This is a genomic window from Pseudobutyrivibrio xylanivorans, assembly GCF_010906925.1.
Classification (GTDB): Bacteria; Bacillota; Clostridia; order Lachnospirales; family Lachnospiraceae; genus Pseudobutyrivibrio.
This window is the reverse complement of the sequence record NZ_VTVE01000002.1, coordinates 184,663-200,964: the sequence shown is the minus strand read 5'-3', so window position 1 is coordinate 200,964 and position 16,302 is coordinate 184,663. Positions and strand designations below refer to the sequence as shown.

Annotated in this window: 19 protein-coding genes; all 19 read left to right on the top strand. The window is 39.2% G+C overall.

All coding sequences use genetic code 11. The features are described 5' to 3' along the window. Positions 1 to 20 precede the first annotated feature (20 nt). The gene (locus F0Q01_RS07675) at positions 21 to 833 is read left to right on the top strand and encodes an SGNH/GDSL hydrolase family protein (RefSeq protein WP_090487942.1); all 813 of its coding nucleotides are present in this window, start codon (positions 21 to 23) and stop codon (positions 831 to 833) included. A 199-nt stretch (positions 834 to 1,032) separates the two neighbouring features. Continuing rightward, positions 1,033 to 1,773 carry an ABC transporter ATP-binding protein gene (locus F0Q01_RS07670; RefSeq protein WP_090155470.1) on the top strand — a complete coding sequence of 247 codons (741 nt, stop codon included), beginning with the start codon at positions 1,033 to 1,035 and terminating at the stop codon, positions 1,771 to 1,773. Then, the gene (locus tag F0Q01_RS07665; RefSeq protein WP_090155468.1) at positions 1,773 to 2,696 is read left to right on the top strand and encodes a SufB/SufD family protein; all 924 of its coding nucleotides are present in this window, start codon (positions 1,773 to 1,775) and stop codon (positions 2,694 to 2,696) included. The genes F0Q01_RS07670 and F0Q01_RS07665 overlap by 1 nt, the downstream gene beginning before the upstream one ends. A gap of 133 nt (positions 2,697 to 2,829) precedes the next feature. Further along, the gene (locus tag F0Q01_RS07660) at positions 2,830 to 3,840 is read left to right on the top strand and encodes a LytS/YhcK type 5TM receptor domain-containing protein (protein ID WP_090487940.1); all 1,011 of its coding nucleotides are present in this window, start codon (positions 2,830 to 2,832) and stop codon (positions 3,838 to 3,840) included. 122 nt (positions 3,841 to 3,962) lie between these two features. Next, on the top strand, positions 3,963 to 5,423 hold the full coding sequence (locus F0Q01_RS07655) for a carbon starvation protein A (protein WP_090155464.1): 1,461 nt from the start codon (positions 3,963 to 3,965) through the stop codon (positions 5,421 to 5,423). Between the two features lie 126 nt (positions 5,424 to 5,549). Further along, the gene (locus F0Q01_RS07650; protein ID WP_090487938.1) at positions 5,550 to 5,906 is read left to right on the top strand and encodes a hypothetical protein; all 357 of its coding nucleotides are present in this window, start codon (positions 5,550 to 5,552) and stop codon (positions 5,904 to 5,906) included. A gap of 147 nt (positions 5,907 to 6,053) precedes the next feature. After that, positions 6,054 to 6,482 carry a MarR family winged helix-turn-helix transcriptional regulator gene (locus F0Q01_RS07645; protein ID WP_090487936.1) on the top strand — a complete coding sequence of 143 codons (429 nt, stop codon included), beginning with the start codon at positions 6,054 to 6,056 and terminating at the stop codon, positions 6,480 to 6,482. 33 nt (positions 6,483 to 6,515) lie between these two features. Next, positions 6,516 to 7,001 carry a GNAT family N-acetyltransferase gene (locus tag F0Q01_RS07640; protein ID WP_242941845.1) on the top strand — a complete coding sequence of 162 codons (486 nt, stop codon included), beginning with the start codon at positions 6,516 to 6,518 and terminating at the stop codon, positions 6,999 to 7,001. A 14-nt stretch (positions 7,002 to 7,015) separates the two neighbouring features. Beyond that, a complete protein-coding gene (locus F0Q01_RS07635) occupies positions 7,016 to 8,026 on the top strand; it encodes a permease (protein ID WP_090487934.1) in 1,011 nt (336 codons plus the stop codon). 28 nt (positions 8,027 to 8,054) lie between these two features. Further along, complete coding sequence (locus tag F0Q01_RS07630; protein ID WP_163927186.1) at positions 8,055 to 8,360, top strand: thioredoxin family protein; 306 nt, start codon at positions 8,055 to 8,057, stop codon at positions 8,358 to 8,360. Positions 8,361 to 8,495: 135 nt separating this feature from the next. Further along, entirely contained in the window at positions 8,496 to 10,016 is a 1,521-nt protein-coding gene (locus tag F0Q01_RS07625) for a MutS-related protein (protein ID WP_090487930.1), read from the top strand. Then, positions 9,994 to 10,569, top strand: a complete 576-nt coding sequence (locus F0Q01_RS07620) for a MerR family transcriptional regulator (RefSeq protein WP_090487927.1) — start codon at positions 9,994 to 9,996, stop codon at positions 10,567 to 10,569. Before F0Q01_RS07625 ends, F0Q01_RS07620 begins: the two co-directional genes overlap by 23 nt. Positions 10,570 to 10,672: 103 nt before the next feature. Beyond that, the gene (locus tag F0Q01_RS07615; RefSeq protein WP_090487926.1) at positions 10,673 to 11,221 is read left to right on the top strand and encodes a DJ-1 family glyoxalase III; all 549 of its coding nucleotides are present in this window, start codon (positions 10,673 to 10,675) and stop codon (positions 11,219 to 11,221) included. 50 nt (positions 11,222 to 11,271) lie between these two features. Beyond that, the gene (locus F0Q01_RS07610; RefSeq protein WP_090155452.1) at positions 11,272 to 11,736 is read left to right on the top strand and encodes an S-ribosylhomocysteine lyase; all 465 of its coding nucleotides are present in this window, start codon (positions 11,272 to 11,274) and stop codon (positions 11,734 to 11,736) included. Between the two features lie 38 nt (positions 11,737 to 11,774). Continuing rightward, the gene (locus F0Q01_RS07605) at positions 11,775 to 12,461 is read left to right on the top strand and encodes a 5'-methylthioadenosine/adenosylhomocysteine nucleosidase (RefSeq protein ID WP_090155449.1); all 687 of its coding nucleotides are present in this window, start codon (positions 11,775 to 11,777) and stop codon (positions 12,459 to 12,461) included. Positions 12,462 to 12,564: 103 nt separating this feature from the next. Beyond that, positions 12,565 to 14,247 (top strand): phospho-sugar mutase, encoded by a 1,683-nt coding sequence (locus F0Q01_RS07600; RefSeq protein WP_090487924.1) that lies wholly within the window; start codon positions 12,565 to 12,567, stop codon positions 14,245 to 14,247. Positions 14,248 to 14,390: 143 nt separating this feature from the next. Then, complete coding sequence (locus tag F0Q01_RS07595; protein ID WP_090155446.1) at positions 14,391 to 14,759, top strand: GntR family transcriptional regulator; 369 nt, start codon at positions 14,391 to 14,393, stop codon at positions 14,757 to 14,759. A gap of 16 nt (positions 14,760 to 14,775) precedes the next feature. Then, complete coding sequence (locus tag F0Q01_RS07590) at positions 14,776 to 15,654, top strand: ABC transporter ATP-binding protein (RefSeq protein WP_090155444.1); 879 nt, start codon at positions 14,776 to 14,778, stop codon at positions 15,652 to 15,654. After that, positions 15,654 to 16,301 carry a hypothetical protein gene (locus F0Q01_RS07585; protein ID WP_090487922.1) on the top strand — a complete coding sequence of 216 codons (648 nt, stop codon included), beginning with the start codon at positions 15,654 to 15,656 and terminating at the stop codon, positions 16,299 to 16,301. Before F0Q01_RS07590 ends, F0Q01_RS07585 begins: the two co-directional genes overlap by 1 nt. Position 16,302: the final 1 nt, after the last annotated feature.

The following is a 16,302-nucleotide window of genomic DNA, read 5'->3' as shown; positions in this document are numbered from 1 at the left end:
CACAAGAGGGAACTATTTTTATGTGTAAGAAAACTAAGGGTATTATGGCATTAGCATTGGCATTTGTTTGTTTGATGCCGAGAATGATTGTTAATGCTGAAGAGGCTGCACCTGTTACAGAGGCTGCACCTGTTACAGAGGTTGCACCAGCAGAGGCAGTTCCAACAGAATATGTTTCACCAGAAGCACAGCTTTACAATCAGACAGCAGCAGAGGTGAGCGTGGCACAGGCTACCAGACAATTGGTTTTAATCGGTGATTCCAGAACAGTGGGTATGAAGAGCGCTGTAGGAAAAAATGGCAATATCTGGTCAGCCAAAATCGGAATGGGATATTCGTGGATGAAGAGCACTGGCGTACCACAGGTAGAGGCCAACATTAATTCCAACACTGACGTAGTTATTCTAATGGGTGTCAACGATGTACGAAGCCTTTCATACACAAGCAAGTACACATCATATATCAATGAAAAGGCAGCTAACTGGACAGCTCTTGGAGCAAGCGTATATTACGTATCAGTTAACCCAATGGCATTTGAGACAAGCTCATATCCAGGAATTACTAATTCAGTAATTGAGTCATGGAACTCAAAAATGAAATCGGGACTTAGCGCCAATGTTACTTACATTGACACATATTCACAGGTCCTTGGCAAGGTTTCATCAAGCGACGGAATTCATTATTCGCGAGGCACTTATAAGACAATTTACAGTCTTATTGGTCAGGGAATCTTAGCTGACAAAACTGAAAAAGCATACGCGGCAGCACTTGCAGCTACACAGCCTACACCTGAGGTTGCTGTAGTACCACAAGAGCCAGTACCAGCGTATTAAAAAGCTAGATTATACAGGCTACTGAGAAGATTTCTCAGTAGCTTTTTTCTTTGGCCCTTTGTCCTTTTCTTTTGAAAAAATAATGTTATTATAATATAGCAACTTAAAAGACCTAATGTTTATAGGGTAATATCGCTGGCACGATGACCCCTATTTTTTAATACTATAGTTTTTTGTTTTGTTAGAGGAGTAATTAAATATGCTTGAAATCAAGAACCTTACTTATAGGGTCGATGATGAGGGTGATTCTACAAAAGAAATCATCGACGGTCTTGACCTTACGGTAGAAGATGGCAAGTTTATAGTCATCACCGGTCCAAATGGTGGAGGTAAGTCCACATTGGCAAAGCTCATAATGGGCGTTAATCAGTTGACATCTGGCCAGATTATTTTAGATGGTGTGGATATCTCTGAGAAGAATATTACAGAGCGTGCAAAAATGGGAATCAGTTTTGCTTTCCAGGCACCAGTTCACTTCAAGGGCATTCGTGTAATCGATTTGCTCAGACTTGCAGCAGGCAAGCACATATCGGTTGCAGCAGCATGCGAGTATCTTTCAAAGGTTGGACTTTGCGCTAAGGATTATGTTGAGCGCGAGGTGAATTCTTCACTTTCAGGTGGAGAGCTCAAGAGAATTGAAATCGCCACAGTATTAGCTCGTGGAACAAAGCTTTCAATTTTTGATGAGCCAGAGGCAGGTATCGACCTTTGGAGTTTCCAGAATTTAATAAAAGTATTTGAGAACATGCGCCAGACAATCAACGGTACTATTATCGTTATTTCTCACCAGGAGCGCATACTTAACATTGCCGACGAAATCGTAGTTATTGAAAATGGCAAGGTTAAGGCAAAAGGGCCAAAAGATGAGATTCTTCCAGGACTTCTTGGTACATCTGCAGCAGCAAATATTGCCTGCGAGAAGTTAGGAGGTGATCAGTAATGACTCTTGATGCAATTCAGAAGAATATTTTACATGAGGTTGCTGATCTAGATGGCATTCCTCAGGGAGCATACAATATCCGTTCCAATGGTGCCAGCGCCGGCAGAAACACAACTGCCAACATCGACATTGTCACCAAGGAGGACAAGCCAGGCATCGACATCATTATCAAGCCAGGCACAAAGGGCGAGAGCGTACACATTCCTGTAGTCCTTACAGAGAGTGGACTTAAGGATATGGTATACAACGACTTTTACATCGGAGAAGATGCTGACGTAACTATCGTAGCAGGTTGTGGTATCTCAAACTGTGGCGACCAAGACTCTCAGCACGACGGTATCCATACATTCCACGTTGGCAAAAATGCCAAAATCAAGTACGTAGAAAAGCACTACGGTGAGGGCGACGGCAAGGGAGCCCGTATCCTCAACCCAGTTACTAACGTATATCAGGAAGAGGGCAGCTACGTAGAGATGGAAATGGTACAGATTAAGGGCGTTGACTCTACAATACGTACCAACCTTGCTGAGCTTAAAGAAGGAGCTACTCTCTTAATTCACGAGGCACTTATGACTCACGGCTCACAGTCAGCCACATCTGACTACAAAGTTTTGCTCCAGGGTGAAGGCTCTAGCGCTGATGTTGTATCACGTTCAGTTGCAAAGGATGATTCAGAGCAAATCTTTGAAGTATCCATCGAAGGCGACTGCGCATGCAACGGACACGCTGCCTGCGACGCAATCATCATGGGCAACGCACACGTTGTGGCAATACCTAAGCTTGACGCTAAAAACGTTGACGCAGCCCTTATCCACGAGGCAGCCATCGGAAAAATCGCCGGTGACCAGCTAATCAAGCTTATGTCCCTTGGACTCACCGAAGAAGAAGCGGAGGAGCAGATTGTAGCAGGCTTCCTCAGATAATATAAGTTAATCCGAGAGAGAATCGAGTATTCGGTTCTCTCTTTTTTTGTAATTGGCCCAAGCATAGTAACACACTTTCTTGCAACTTGTGGCATGGGGACGTAAAATTAGATTAGGTAAAAGGGGGTTGTTTATGGAATTATGTTATAACATGGTCATAAATATTGGGCTTTTGGTATTGATAGCTATTACGCTGACAAAGATTCCTCTGGTGGAGCATACGCTGTGCGATGAGGGTGGCCAGGCGAAAGTTGGACGGTTTGTGCTAGGTGCTATTTTTGGGGGCTTTTGCATTGTGTCCACATGTACTGGCGGTGTGGTGCAAGGAGCTATTCCAAATACTAGGGTGTTAGGTGTGCTGGCAGGAGGTCTGCTTTGCGGTCCTATTGTGGGGATTACCGCTGGCGTTATTGGAGCGGTGCATAGATTTTTGTTTGATCCTCATGGGGTTACTACATTTGCGTGTGCTTTTTCTACATTGCTAGAAGGTTTTTTTGCAGCGGGGATTTATCAGTTTTTGAAGAAGAAAAATCATACACTGAGATGGACGGAGCTTCTTTTGATTACAGCTGCAGCGGAGGCTGTCCATATGGTGAATTTGTTGATATTTGTTAAGCCTTTTGCATTGGCTGTGGATATCGTAAAGACGTTGACGGTGCCAATGGTTATTATTAATTCCATTGGAATGCTTTTGTTCTTTTCTATTTTTAAGGACGTGTATATGATGCAGATGCTTGAGGCGGACAATGAGCGACTTGAGATACTTAATAACGACTTGATAGAAAAGTCTAAGGCAAAGCCGAAAGTGGGACCTTTTGGGCTGCAGGCTGGAGACCATACAGAGCTGGTGGAGGCAGATAATATTTACTACATAGAGGCAATTCATAAAGGAGCTAAGGTTTACTGTAAGGATAAATCATTTTATAGTAATGAGCCTCTTGTTGAATGGGAAAAGAAATTAGATTCTGGGGATAATACATTTGTGAGAATTCATAGGAGCTATATTGCTAATTTAACTAAGGGTGAGTCCCTGCAGCCAGATGCCAATAATGGATACGCCCTTTGTATGAAGGACGAGAATCACACTATTATTCCTATAAGTCGAAAGGTGATACACGAAATAAAGGATTATTATAGCATGTAAAACAGTACCTATTTTTAGCATTTGAGTCCGTATGCATTGTTAGAGCTATATTTAGATACTATACTCCAAATTAAGAGATGTCCTTAGGAGAGGACAAATAAATGTATTGGGGGTAAATGTATATGATTAGTTTTGTTATTTGCTTGGCGGTACTTATTGGTGGGTATTTCGTCTATGGAAAGGTGGTAGAGAGAATCTACGGTCCAGATGACAGGCAGACACCAGCAGTGCGGATTAATGATGGTGTGGACTTCGTAGTAATGCCGAAATGGAAACTGTTTTTGATTCAACTTCTTAACATCGCAGGACTTGGCCCAATCTACGGTGCCTTGGCCGGAGCACAGTGGGGTACATCAGTATTCCTGTGGATTACACTGGGTACTATTTTAGCTGGAGGCGTTCATGATTTTTCTGTAGGATTCATGAGCATGCGTCATGACGGTGCCAGCGTATCAGAGCTGACAGGATTGTACCTTGGAAATATCATGAAGACAGTAATGCGTGTGTTTAGCGTAGTTCTTCTTGTTATGGTTGGTACTGTGTTTGCAGTAGGTCCTGCAGGTCTTATTTCTCTTTTAATTGGAAATCAAGGTGGCACAGGCCTTCTTACTAACACATACTTCTGGTTGGCAATTATTTTGATTTACTATTTCATTGCCACATTTATTCCAATCGATAAAATCATCGGAAAGTTATATCCAGTATTTGGTATCTGCCTTATAGTGATGGCTATAGGCGTTGCTGTAGGTATATTTACACATGGATATACTATTCCAGAAATTCAGTTAGCTAATTTACATCCAGCAAATACACCTATTTGGCCAATGATGTTTGTATCAGTTGCCTGCGGTGCAATTTCAGGATTCCATGCAACTCAGTCACCGCTTATGGCTCGTTGCTGTGAGACAGAAAAAGAAAGTCACATGGTATTTTACGGGGCAATGGTAAGCGAAGGAATCATCGCTCTTATTTGGGCTGCGGCAGGTAGTGCTATCTATGCAAAAACTGGTGGCCTTACCACAGGATTGACTGAGATGCTTGCAAATGGTCAGGCTACTTGCGTATATGATATCTGTACAAAGACGATGGGTGGATTTGGAATAGTCCTTGCAATGCTTGGCGTTATTGCATGTCCTATTACATCAGGTGATACAGCATTTAGATCAGCAAGACTTGTAATTGCAGATTGGTTCAAGATTGACCAGAAGCCATATCACAGTCGTCTATACATTTGTGTTCCACTTCTTGCAGCAGGAGCACTTATTAGCCAGTTAAATTATGGTGTTATTTGGAGATACTTCAGCTGGTCAAATCAGACACTTGCAATGATAGCTCTTTGGACAGCATCTATGTACTTATATAAAAATGCTAAGAATTATTGGCTCACTGCAGTTCCAGCTACATTTATGTCGGCGGTTTCAGTGACATATTTCTTCTGCGCACCAGAGTGTTTGAATCTTGCAACGACAGTGGCATATCCAGTAGGAATAATTGCAGCAGCTGTTTTCCTTGGATTATTTATTAGAGCAACTCAAAAGCAGCATGATGCTGTTCCACATATGAAAATGATGCATCATGTATAATATGAAAAAGTAGGGCAAAAAAGGTCGAAAAACCAATCTTTGAGTATCACTGAAAAATTTGTGATTTTAGTCCATATCTGAGACGAATGTGTTATTATATATTTACACTTTCGATGGAGGTAGGATATGGCTATAGCACCAATTAGCGGATTAACTACATACAGTCCAGTAGCTAGTGTTCAGCCTATGAACTATGCAGTTGAAAATGCAGCAGGTTTTTCTGATGTATATAACACTGAATCTGTTAAGGGCGGTGCAGCTGTTACAGGTACAGCTCCAGTTCAGTACCCTAATGCTAGGGTGGAGGAGCCAGATGAGAGCAGACCTGTCGATTCAACAGCTATACTTGAGGAGAAGAAAAAGACAGCTAGCCAGTTCAATGACATAGCAGCTAAGTTTTCTTCCATCAAGACCAGCTATAATAATTCAGGTGTAGGTAATTCCTACGGAATGGTTGGCAGCAGAATAGATGCATTCGCATAATTGAATATGTATTTTAGGCCATGGCGTTGTCCATGGCCTTTTTTATTGTTGATAACTTGTTGTGAAATTCAATAGATGCAAAAATAAATAGTTGCAAAATGCAACAGTTATGTTAGAATAAGTTCAACATTTTAAAGGAGGAAGGTTATGAGTTATTCAAAGAATTTTAGAGAACAAGTGAGACAACTGGAATTCCTTCTAGACAGTGTCGATGCAGAGGATTGTTGTTGCTGTAGTGTGAATAAGCAGCAGTGCTTTGCCTTGGTCGAAATAGGACGAGCTCCAGGCATATCATTGAAAGAACTTGCAGATAGACTTCATTCGGATAAGAGCGGGGTTAGTCGAACAGTTGATGATTTGGTAAAAAAAGGATATGTAGTTCGTAAGCCGTCGGAGATTGACAGGAGATATGTGGAACTAAGCCTTACCGACATGGGCAGTGAGCGTTTTGAAAAAATAGAAAAATCCATGGATGATAAGTTTGCAGATATCTGCAGGAACATACCAAAAGACAAGCAAAAGCAAGTATTAGAATCATTGGAGTTGATAAATTCAGCTTTAGAAGCTTCAAAGTAACAGAAGTCACAAAAAGAAAAGAGGTATATTGCTATGATTAGAGAGATGAGACCTGAAGACTGGAACAGAGTTAATGAAATATACCAGCAGGCATTAGAAAGAGGGATTTCCACATTTAATACCCAAAGCCCTTCATTTGAAGAATGGGATGCAGCACATTGCAAGGAATGCAGATATGTCTATGAGGAAGATGGCGTAGTATGTGGTTGGATTACTATAGCACCTACATCAGGTAGATGTGTATACAAAGGAGCTGTGGAGGTCAGTGTTTATGTAGATGAAGCTTGGCAGAATAGAGGAATAGGAACAGCTCTTTTATCTCATTTATGTTCTGAAAGCGAAAAGAATGGTTATTGGAGTCTATATTCTGCAATTTTTTCTATAAATGAGAGCAGCATTAAATTGCATGAAAAATGTGGCTTTAGAGTTATTGGAATTAGAGAAAAAATAGCAAAAGATAGATTTGGTATTTGGCAAGATACAACATTGATGGAAAAAAGAAGTCAGATGATAGTTTAAAGTAGAGAGACACAATGGGAAAAATACTTAGATTTGTACAGGATGAGCTTTTAGGAATGGAGTGGTTGGCTACATGCACCGGCAGATTTCTTACAATGATTGGAGTTGATATTGAAAGCAAGCTGGGAGGAAGCATACATTTTTTTGTTTATGACACAATTAAAATTATGCTATTGCTGTTTAGTTTGATTACATTCTTTGGCTACATTGAAACTTATATTCCTCCTGAAAAAACGAGAGCTGTTTTGGATAAACTCAATGGTTTATGGGCAAATATAGCAGCTGCATTATTTGGAACAGTTACATCATTTTGTTCCTGTTCGTCTATTCCTATATTTATAGGTTTTACCAACGCAGGCCTACCGGTGGGAGTAACATTCTCCTTTTTAATATCTTCACCAATGGTTGATATTGCTTCATGTGTATTGTTAGCAAGTGTCTTTGGCTGGAAGGTTGCGATTGTCTATATTGCTACAGGACTGATAATTGCAATCGTAGGGGGCTGGATTATTGGAGCTCTTCATATGGAGAATGAAGTAGAAGAGTTTGTTAGAAATAAAGGAAAGTATACTCAGGTACAAATTTTAAACCAGACTCAAAAAGATAGAATAAAAATTGGGCTTAGAGAGGCTTTTAATACAATTAAAAATATATGGATTTTTATAATCCTTGGAGTGGGCGTAGGTGCATTTATTCATAATTGGATTCCAAAGGAACTGGTTGTGAGAATTCTTGGTAAGGGAAATCCTTTTGCTGTATTGATAGCAACTTTACTAGGTGCACCGGTATATGCGGATATATTTCAGACCATTGCAATTGCAGAGGCTTTATTGAAAAAAGGAGCATATCTTGGAGTGATTTTGGCATTTATGATGTCCATCACTACACTTTCTTTGCCATCACTTATAATGCTGAAAAAGATAATAAAAGGAAAGTTGTTTTTTGCCTTCCTAGCAATATGTTTGGTGGGAATTATGATTGTAGGATACATGTTTAACATAATACAAAATATATTACTAATTTGAGGACAGAAAAATGAATTTATTTGATTTATTGAGCAAGCAAAAAGAATGTTGTGATATCGAGAACGAATTTGTAAATATGGTAGAAGGCTGTGAACTAAAGAATGTTACTGTGGTAGGAAGCAGCTGTTGCAAGAGTGGTTATAATTTATATGAGCAATTAAAGAAAAAAGTTCAGGAATTAAATGTTGCAGTAAAGCTTTCATATACGGACAGCATTGAATTTGCAAGTGAATATGGAATAATTAGTAGACCGGCTATTGTTGTAGATGATAATGTTATTGCCTGTAATAATGGTATTGATGAAAACAGTCTAAAAGAATTGTTGGTTGGCTAATTATTCAAAGGATTGTTTATAGATTATTAGGCTATGGTGTTGTCCATGGCCTTTTTTATTGAATTTTTTAAATAAATCATTGACTCTAAACCTGGTTCATACTTTAAAATCCCTGACAAACAGGAGGTATAAAGTATGAAAGAATTCTATTATGACGCAAAAGATAGGATGAACCTGGTTAGAAGAATGCATGAAAAAATGAGTCCAGGAAAGGTGGATGACATTACTTGGAATGATTTAGAGCTGGATCAGGTGTTTCTTGAGGTTAATCATGGAGAATGTTTTTTAGGAGAGCAGTATCTGTATCACATGCTGCATTGCTCAGATGTTAATATTCCAGAAGATTTAATAGAAGAATTTGAAGAAGAGAGCAAACTGAAAACGTCTATAAAGGATAGGCTAAAGAAAATAGGCAAGATGACAGAAAGCTATTACCTATATGAACTACTTAAGGACAGCGACATGCTACTTATAGATAATGGGTGGCTTATTAATTTACTTCAAATAACACTTGTTATTTTGGGAATTATGGCTATTGTGACCCAAAGTCCATTTCTCATAGCAGCCTTAGTGGGGAATGGCCTTATAAATCTTACAATATATTTATTTGTAAAGAGAAAGTATGAGATATTTATCAATACAATGATGTCATTTAAGGAAATATATGATAATGCAGGAGCTTTAATTAAAAATCAGACTCTTAGCAGATATATTTCTGAGTCGGAGAAAAGAGCGTATCAGAATATTAAAAATCTAAGTAGAATCATGATGGGGGTGATTTCTAGAAAAAGAGCCAGCTTCACCCAAGATGTGGTAGTGATGGCGATGGAGTATATTTATGGTGTCTTATTATATGACATAGCCATCTATAATCTTGTGATGAAGGGTATATATAAAAAGGAGCAGGATGTACTTCTGATTTTGCAAATGATTGGAAGGATAGACTGCGCCATGAATATAGCAGAATATAGAGGCCGTATAGATAAATGGTGCACACCAGAGTTTTCTGATAGCCAGCTAAAAATGGAAGGCCTAGTACATCCCCTTATAGAAAAGCCAGTAGAAAATGATTTTTCCATTGATAATAAAGTTATAATCACCGGCCCTAATGCAGCAGGGAAATCCACATTTATAAAGGCGTTAGCTATATGTGCTATTCTTGCTCAATCTATAAATACAGTTACAGCAACTAGGTTTATCCTACCTAAAATGACAGTCATGACATGCATGGCCCTTAGGGATGATGTGATATCCCATGAGAGCTATTACTACAGGGAGGCCAACTATATAAAGCGAATTTTGGAAGAGGTAAGTGAATCAAAAGAAAAGCTATTTATTGTGATAGATGAGATTTTAAAGGGAACTAATACTACGGAGCGAGTAGCAGCCTCAAAGGCAATACTTAATTATCTGGAGGATAAGGATGTTTATGTGATTATAGCCACCCACGATATGGAACTTACATCCCAAAGAGGATATGTTAATTTTCATTTTGACAGTCAAATATTAGAAAACAAGATAGTTTTTGATTACAAGATTCATGAAGGAGTAAGCAGTAGTAAAAATGCTATTGCACTGTTAGAATATTTACAGTATCCAAAGGAAATCATTACAAATGCAAGGAGTTACTTAAATGAAAATAGGAGAAGTATCTGAAACTTTAGGCATTTCTGTTAGCAACATAAGATTCTATGAGAAAAAAGGGCTTATAGGGCCTGATAGAGACAAGGAAAGCAAATACAGGAATTATAGTGAAGAGGATATTAGTGAGCTGAAGCAGATAATAGTTCTCAGGAAAATGGGGGTAACCATAGAGACTATTACTGAAATTTTGAAAAGCAATGTTAACATTTCTGATGCCATAAACATTCAGCTGGAGGCACTTAATGAAGAAGAAAAGAGAATTAAAGCATCAAAGGACTTGTGTAAGAAGGCAATGTCAGAGGTAAAGGATAATCCTAAGGAATTGGTATATCTTTTTGACTATGTGGGCGAAGAGGAAAGCCATGGTGTGAAATTCCCTGTAATAGACGAGCTTGTTGATGGAGTAGCTAAATATGTTGATGTGGACGGACTGATACTATCTCTTCCATTTGGTGGATATTTGTATACCAACACCCGCTTTAAAAGAATTGTCACTACAGCAATTGCTCTTTGGTTCTTAATTTTTATTGGTTTAGTGATATATTTAGTCATTACTCGAAAATAGTTATTGAGAAAGAAATAGGCATAAAGATTGGCGAAAGTGTTTGTTTAATGCATAAATACTATATATAATAGACCTATGAGATTTTTGTAGACGGGAGGTAGCTATGAGTAAAGTATTGATTTTTATGGCAGAGGGCCACGAGGAAATCGAAGCCCTTACAGTTGTTGATTTACTTAGACGTGCAGGAATTGAAATAGAGATGGTATCTATCACTGGCAATAAGAGGGTACCAGGCAGTCATGGTATTATGACAGTCTGCGACAAGCTTATTGAGCAGGTTAATTTTGATAGTGCAGATATGCTTGTGCTTCCAGGCGGTATGCCAGGCACACTTAACTTAGAGCTATGTGAGCCACTTATGGATCAGGTTCATGGCTTTAATACTTCTAAAAAGGGACTTGCTGCTATTTGCGCAGCTCCTACAGTATTTGGCAAGGCTGGATTGCTTCAGGGCAAGAAGGCTACATGCTATCCAGGAATGGAGGGTGATTTGCTAGGTGCCAATGTGTCTACGGATGCAGTTTGTCACGATGGCAATATCATCACAAGCCGAGGACTTGGCACAGCAATACCATTTGCCCTTGAGATTATTAAGACATTTCAGGGTGATGAAGCAGCAGACAAGATAGCAAAGTCTGTAGTATACAAATAATAGAATAAAGCCTTTATAATATGGGCGCTACATTAGAAAGAGGACATAAGATGGAAAAAATTAAAAGCTTTACAATTGACCACAATGTACTTACACCAGGATTTTACATTTCACGAGTAGATGATGGAGATATCATCACTTATGATCTTCGTACTAGAAAGCCTAATGCTGGGGATTATATGGACAATGCAACAATGCATTCTGTTGAGCATATGATTGCCACATATATTCGCAACTCTGAGATTGCAGATCATGTAATCTACTTTGGACCAATGGGATGTCAGACAGGTTTTTACCTTGTTGTTAAGGGCGTAGATTCTGTTAAGACATTTGAGGTTGTTAAGAAAGTATTTAAGCAGACAGTTGACCATGAGGGTGATGTGTTCGGCAAGTCAGCTATCGAGTGTGGTCACTATGAGAACTTGGACATCAATCTTGCTAAGACTGAGTGTGCTAAGTACCTTGAGGTTCTTAACTCATGGACCAATATGGAGTTTTCATACCCAACAAAATAACATCAAGATAATATTAATCGCTGTAAAGGAGAGCTTATATGAAATTAGGAATTATTGGCGCTATGCAGATTGAGATTGAGAACCTTAAGCCATCTATTAAGGGGGCCAAGGTAGAAGTTATCAGTGGCATAGAGTTTATATCTGGCAAAATCGATGGCATCGATGTAGTTGCTGCAGTTAGCGGCATTGGCAAGGTATTTGCAGCAGTATGTACAGAGATAATGATTCTCCATTTTGGAGTTGAGAAGGTTATCAATATCGGCGTTGCAGGTTCACTTGTAAAGGACCTTAAGGTTCTTAACGTGGCAGTTGCAGAGTCAGCGGTACAGCATGATATGAACACAACAGCTATTGGAGATCCAGCAGGTCTTGTATCAGGAATCAACGTTATTAATTTCGATACTGATCCAGAGCTTAGAAATGTAGTTGTAGATGTTCTTAAGGCTAGAGAGATTCCTTATGAGACAGGAGTTATTGCATCTGGCGATCTATTTGTTGATACAGATAGACAGCGCCAAAACATCCACTTAAAATTTAATGCTATTGCAGCAGATATGGAAGGCGGTGCTATCGCCCATGTTTGCTACATTAACAACATTCCATTTGCACTTATTCGTTCAATCTCTGATGCAGATGGCAGTGCTATGGATTACAATACATTTGCAGGTAAGGCGGCAGAACAGTCTATTGCAATCGTACTTGATGTAATTAAAAAGCTTAAATAGATTAATGGCCACCTTTTATAGGTGGCTATTATTGATTTGACATGCCTAACTTAAAAACTTAAAATTAAAGAGGTTTTAAGTATATATACAAGGAGACGAAAATATGTATATGAAGGAATATGAGCGTTGGCTTGCAGCAGACTTAGAGGACTGCGATCTTAAGCCAGAGCTTTCAAGGATTGGCGGGAATGAAGAAGAAATAAAAGATAGATTTGCTGTTGCACTTGCATTTGGTACAGCAGGACTTCGTGGTGTGCTTGGAGCAGGTACTAACAGAATGAATATTTACGTAGTTCGTCAGGCTACACAGGGACTTGCTAACTGGGTTAAGACTCAGGGTGGCAATCAGACAGTTGCTATCAGCTATGATAGCCGTCTTAAGAGTGATGTATTTGCTAAGGAGGCAGCAGGTGTACTTGCAGCCAATGGCATCAATGTACGTATTTACGATGCACTTATGCCAGTTCCAGCACTTTCATTTGCTACCAGATATTACAATTGTAATGCAGGTATCATGGTGACAGCATCACACAACCCTGCTAAGTACAATGGTTACAAGGCATATGGTCCAGATGGATGTCAGATGACTGATGATGCAGCAGCTATTGTTTATGCTGAGATTCAAAAGACAGATGTACTTACAGGAGCAAAGGTCATTTCATTTGCAGAGGGTGTTGAAAAGGGACTTATCAAGTTCGTAGGCAATGATTGCAAGGATGCTTTCTATGCAGCTATTGAGGAGCGTCAGGTTCGCCCAGGCCTTTGCAAGACAGCAGGACTCAAGCTTGTATACAGCCCACTTAATGGCTCAGGCTTAGTTCCAGTTACACGTGTACTTAACGACATTGGTATTACTGATATTACAATAGTTCCAGAGCAGGAGTATCCTAATGGTTACTTCACTACATGTAGCTATCCAAACCCTGAGATTTTTGATGCACTTAAGCTTGGTCTTGAGCTTGCAGAGAAAGAGGGGGCAGACCTTATGCTTGCAACTGACCCAGATGCAGACAGAGTTGGTATCGCTATGAAGTGTCCAGATGGAAGCTATGAGCTTGTTTCTGGTAATGAAGTAGGTGTACTTCTTCTTGATTACATTGCAGCAGGTCGTATTGAAAAGGGCACTATGCCTAAGAACCCAGTTGCAGTTAAGTCAATTGTTTCTACTCCACTTGCTGATGCTGTAGCAGAGCACTATGGTGTAGAGCTTCGTTCAGTTCTTACTGGATTTAAGTGGATTGGTGACCAGATTGCAGGTCTTGAAGCAGATGGTCAGGTAGATAGATTTATATTTGGATTTGAGGAATCATACGGATATCTTGCAGGCCCATATGTACGTGATAAGGATGCTGTTATCGGCTCTATGCTTATCTGTGAGATGGCAGCTTACTATCGCAGCATCGGTAGCTCACTTAAGCAGCGCCTTGAGGAGATTTATGCTGAGTATGGCCGTTACCTCAACAAGGTAGATTCCTTTGAGTTCCCTGGACTTTCTGGAATGGACACAATGGCAGGTATCATGAGCTCACTTCGTGAGAAGCCACCAGTTGACTTTGCTGGAATCAAGATTTCAAAGGTTACAGATTACAAGAACACAGCTGAGACAGGCCTTCCATCAGCCAATGTACTTATCTACAGCTTGGAGAATGGATGTACAGTAGTAGTTCGTCCTTCAGGTACAGAGCCTAAGATCAAGACATACTTTACTACAAAGGGTAAGGACCTTGATGAGGCACAGGCAATGAAAGAAAAGCTTGCTGATGCTTTAAAGCCAATATTTAAGTAATACAAAATATAGTTTATTGATAGACTCCTGCGAAATGCAGGAGTCTTTTTTTAAATATTTTTTTAGTTTGTTTGACAAAAAGGTGTTTTAGTGTTATGGTTAATTACACAAGTAATTAACCAACTTACTCAGGAGGTGATTAGGTGCAAGGAAATCTTGGGGAAGATAAATCCATTTATATCCAAATTAGTGAAATGATAGAGGATGAAATATTAAGGGATATTTTAAGAGAAGAAGAGCAGGTGCCCAGCACAACAGAGCTTTCTAAGTTCTATAAGATTAATCCGGCTACTGCGGCAAAGGGAATCAATATTCTAGTGGACAAGGACATATTATACAAGAAGCGAGGTATAGGTATGTTTGTAAAGGATGGAGCAAAGAACAGCATTCAGGAGACTAGAAGAAATAGTTTCTATGAGAATTATGTAAAGGCTATTATCAGTGAAGCCAAATTAATAGGCATCAGCAAAGAAGAACTTAAAAAGATGATTGATAGTAATTTAGATATGTAGGGAAAAAGGAGGAAATATGGCAACATTATCGGGAAGAAATATTGTAAAAAAATATGGTAAAGATACAGTTCTTAAAAATGTAAATATTGATATTGAGACGGGGAAAATCTACGGATTGATTGGTAGAAATGGAGCAGGTAAGACAACACTTTTATCAATTCTTACAGCTCAGAATCCTGCTACAGAGGGTGAGATTACACTTGATGGTCAGCCAGTATGGGAGAACGAGGCATCCCTTTCTAGAATATGTTATTCGAGAGAGATTTCACCAGTTACTTTATTTGGACCTAATACACTTAAGGTAAAGGACTATTTAAAGCTTGGTAAGACATTTTATAAGAACTGGGACCAGGAATATGCAGATGAGCTTATTAAGATGTTCAATCTCAATGTTAAAAAGAGAGTGCACAAGCTTTCAAAGGGAATGCTTTCTGCAGTAACTATTATTCTCGCCCTTGCAAGCAAGGCTGAGATTACAATTTTAGATGAGCCAGTGGCAGGACTTGATGTAATTGCAAGAGAGCAGTTTTACAAGCTTGTTATTGAAGAATACGCTAACACAGGTCGCACATTTATTATCAGTACCCATATCATAGAGGAGGCAGCTTCTCTATTTGAAAAGGTAATAATGATAGATAATGGTGAGATTGTACTTGAGGAAAATACAGATGACCTTTTGGCTAGAGCATATAGAGTTAGCGGTGAGGATGTTCAGGTTGATGAGGCAGTTAATGGCTTTAAGGTATATCATCCAGAATCAGTAGGACGCAACAAGGCTGTTACAGTACTTGCGGATGCACCAGTTGACGGTTTCTCTGATTCTGTACAGGTTGAGCCAGTATCCCTTCAGAATCTTTTCTATGCCATGTGTGTAGATGGCAGAAAGGAGGCATAATGAGTTTAGCAGCTAGATCTTTAACATATTATTTAAAAACAAGTGTCCAGTACATTGGATATTCAATTGCTATATCAGCGTTGATTTTTGTGGAGTTTTTATTTATCCATTCAGGTGAGGTTGACGCTTTTGGAATAGCATTTAGGATGGCGGTGTCGATTTTGGCCTTGTTTATAGCAATGTTAAATCCAATGTACGCTCTCTATAGTCCAAACTGGTACGATGGCAATGTACTTTCCATGGGAGGCAGAAGAAAAGATATTTTCTGGGGTTCAATAGTAAAAGAAATCCTTTTCATATTAATGGGATTGATAATTGTCAGTGTAATATACTCAATATACGGAACACCAGAGATGATTCCTATAGCAGTTTATCTGATGTTTGGTTCGTTACCATTCACAGGGCTGGCACGAATAATCGGTCATAAGATTAGAAAGAATGGTAGGATTGCGGTTATTGCTATTGCTATAGTAGCAGGATTATCAGCTGCAGCAGCCAGCATGATTTCTAATTCTAGATTATATGAATTTGATTTTCTCCCAGAGGGTGGCGTTTCCATGTTACTTTATATACTTATAGCTTTAGGTATTTATGCTGTGTTACAGATTTTCATTTACAGACTTTGTAGCAAGGCAATGGTTCGATAAT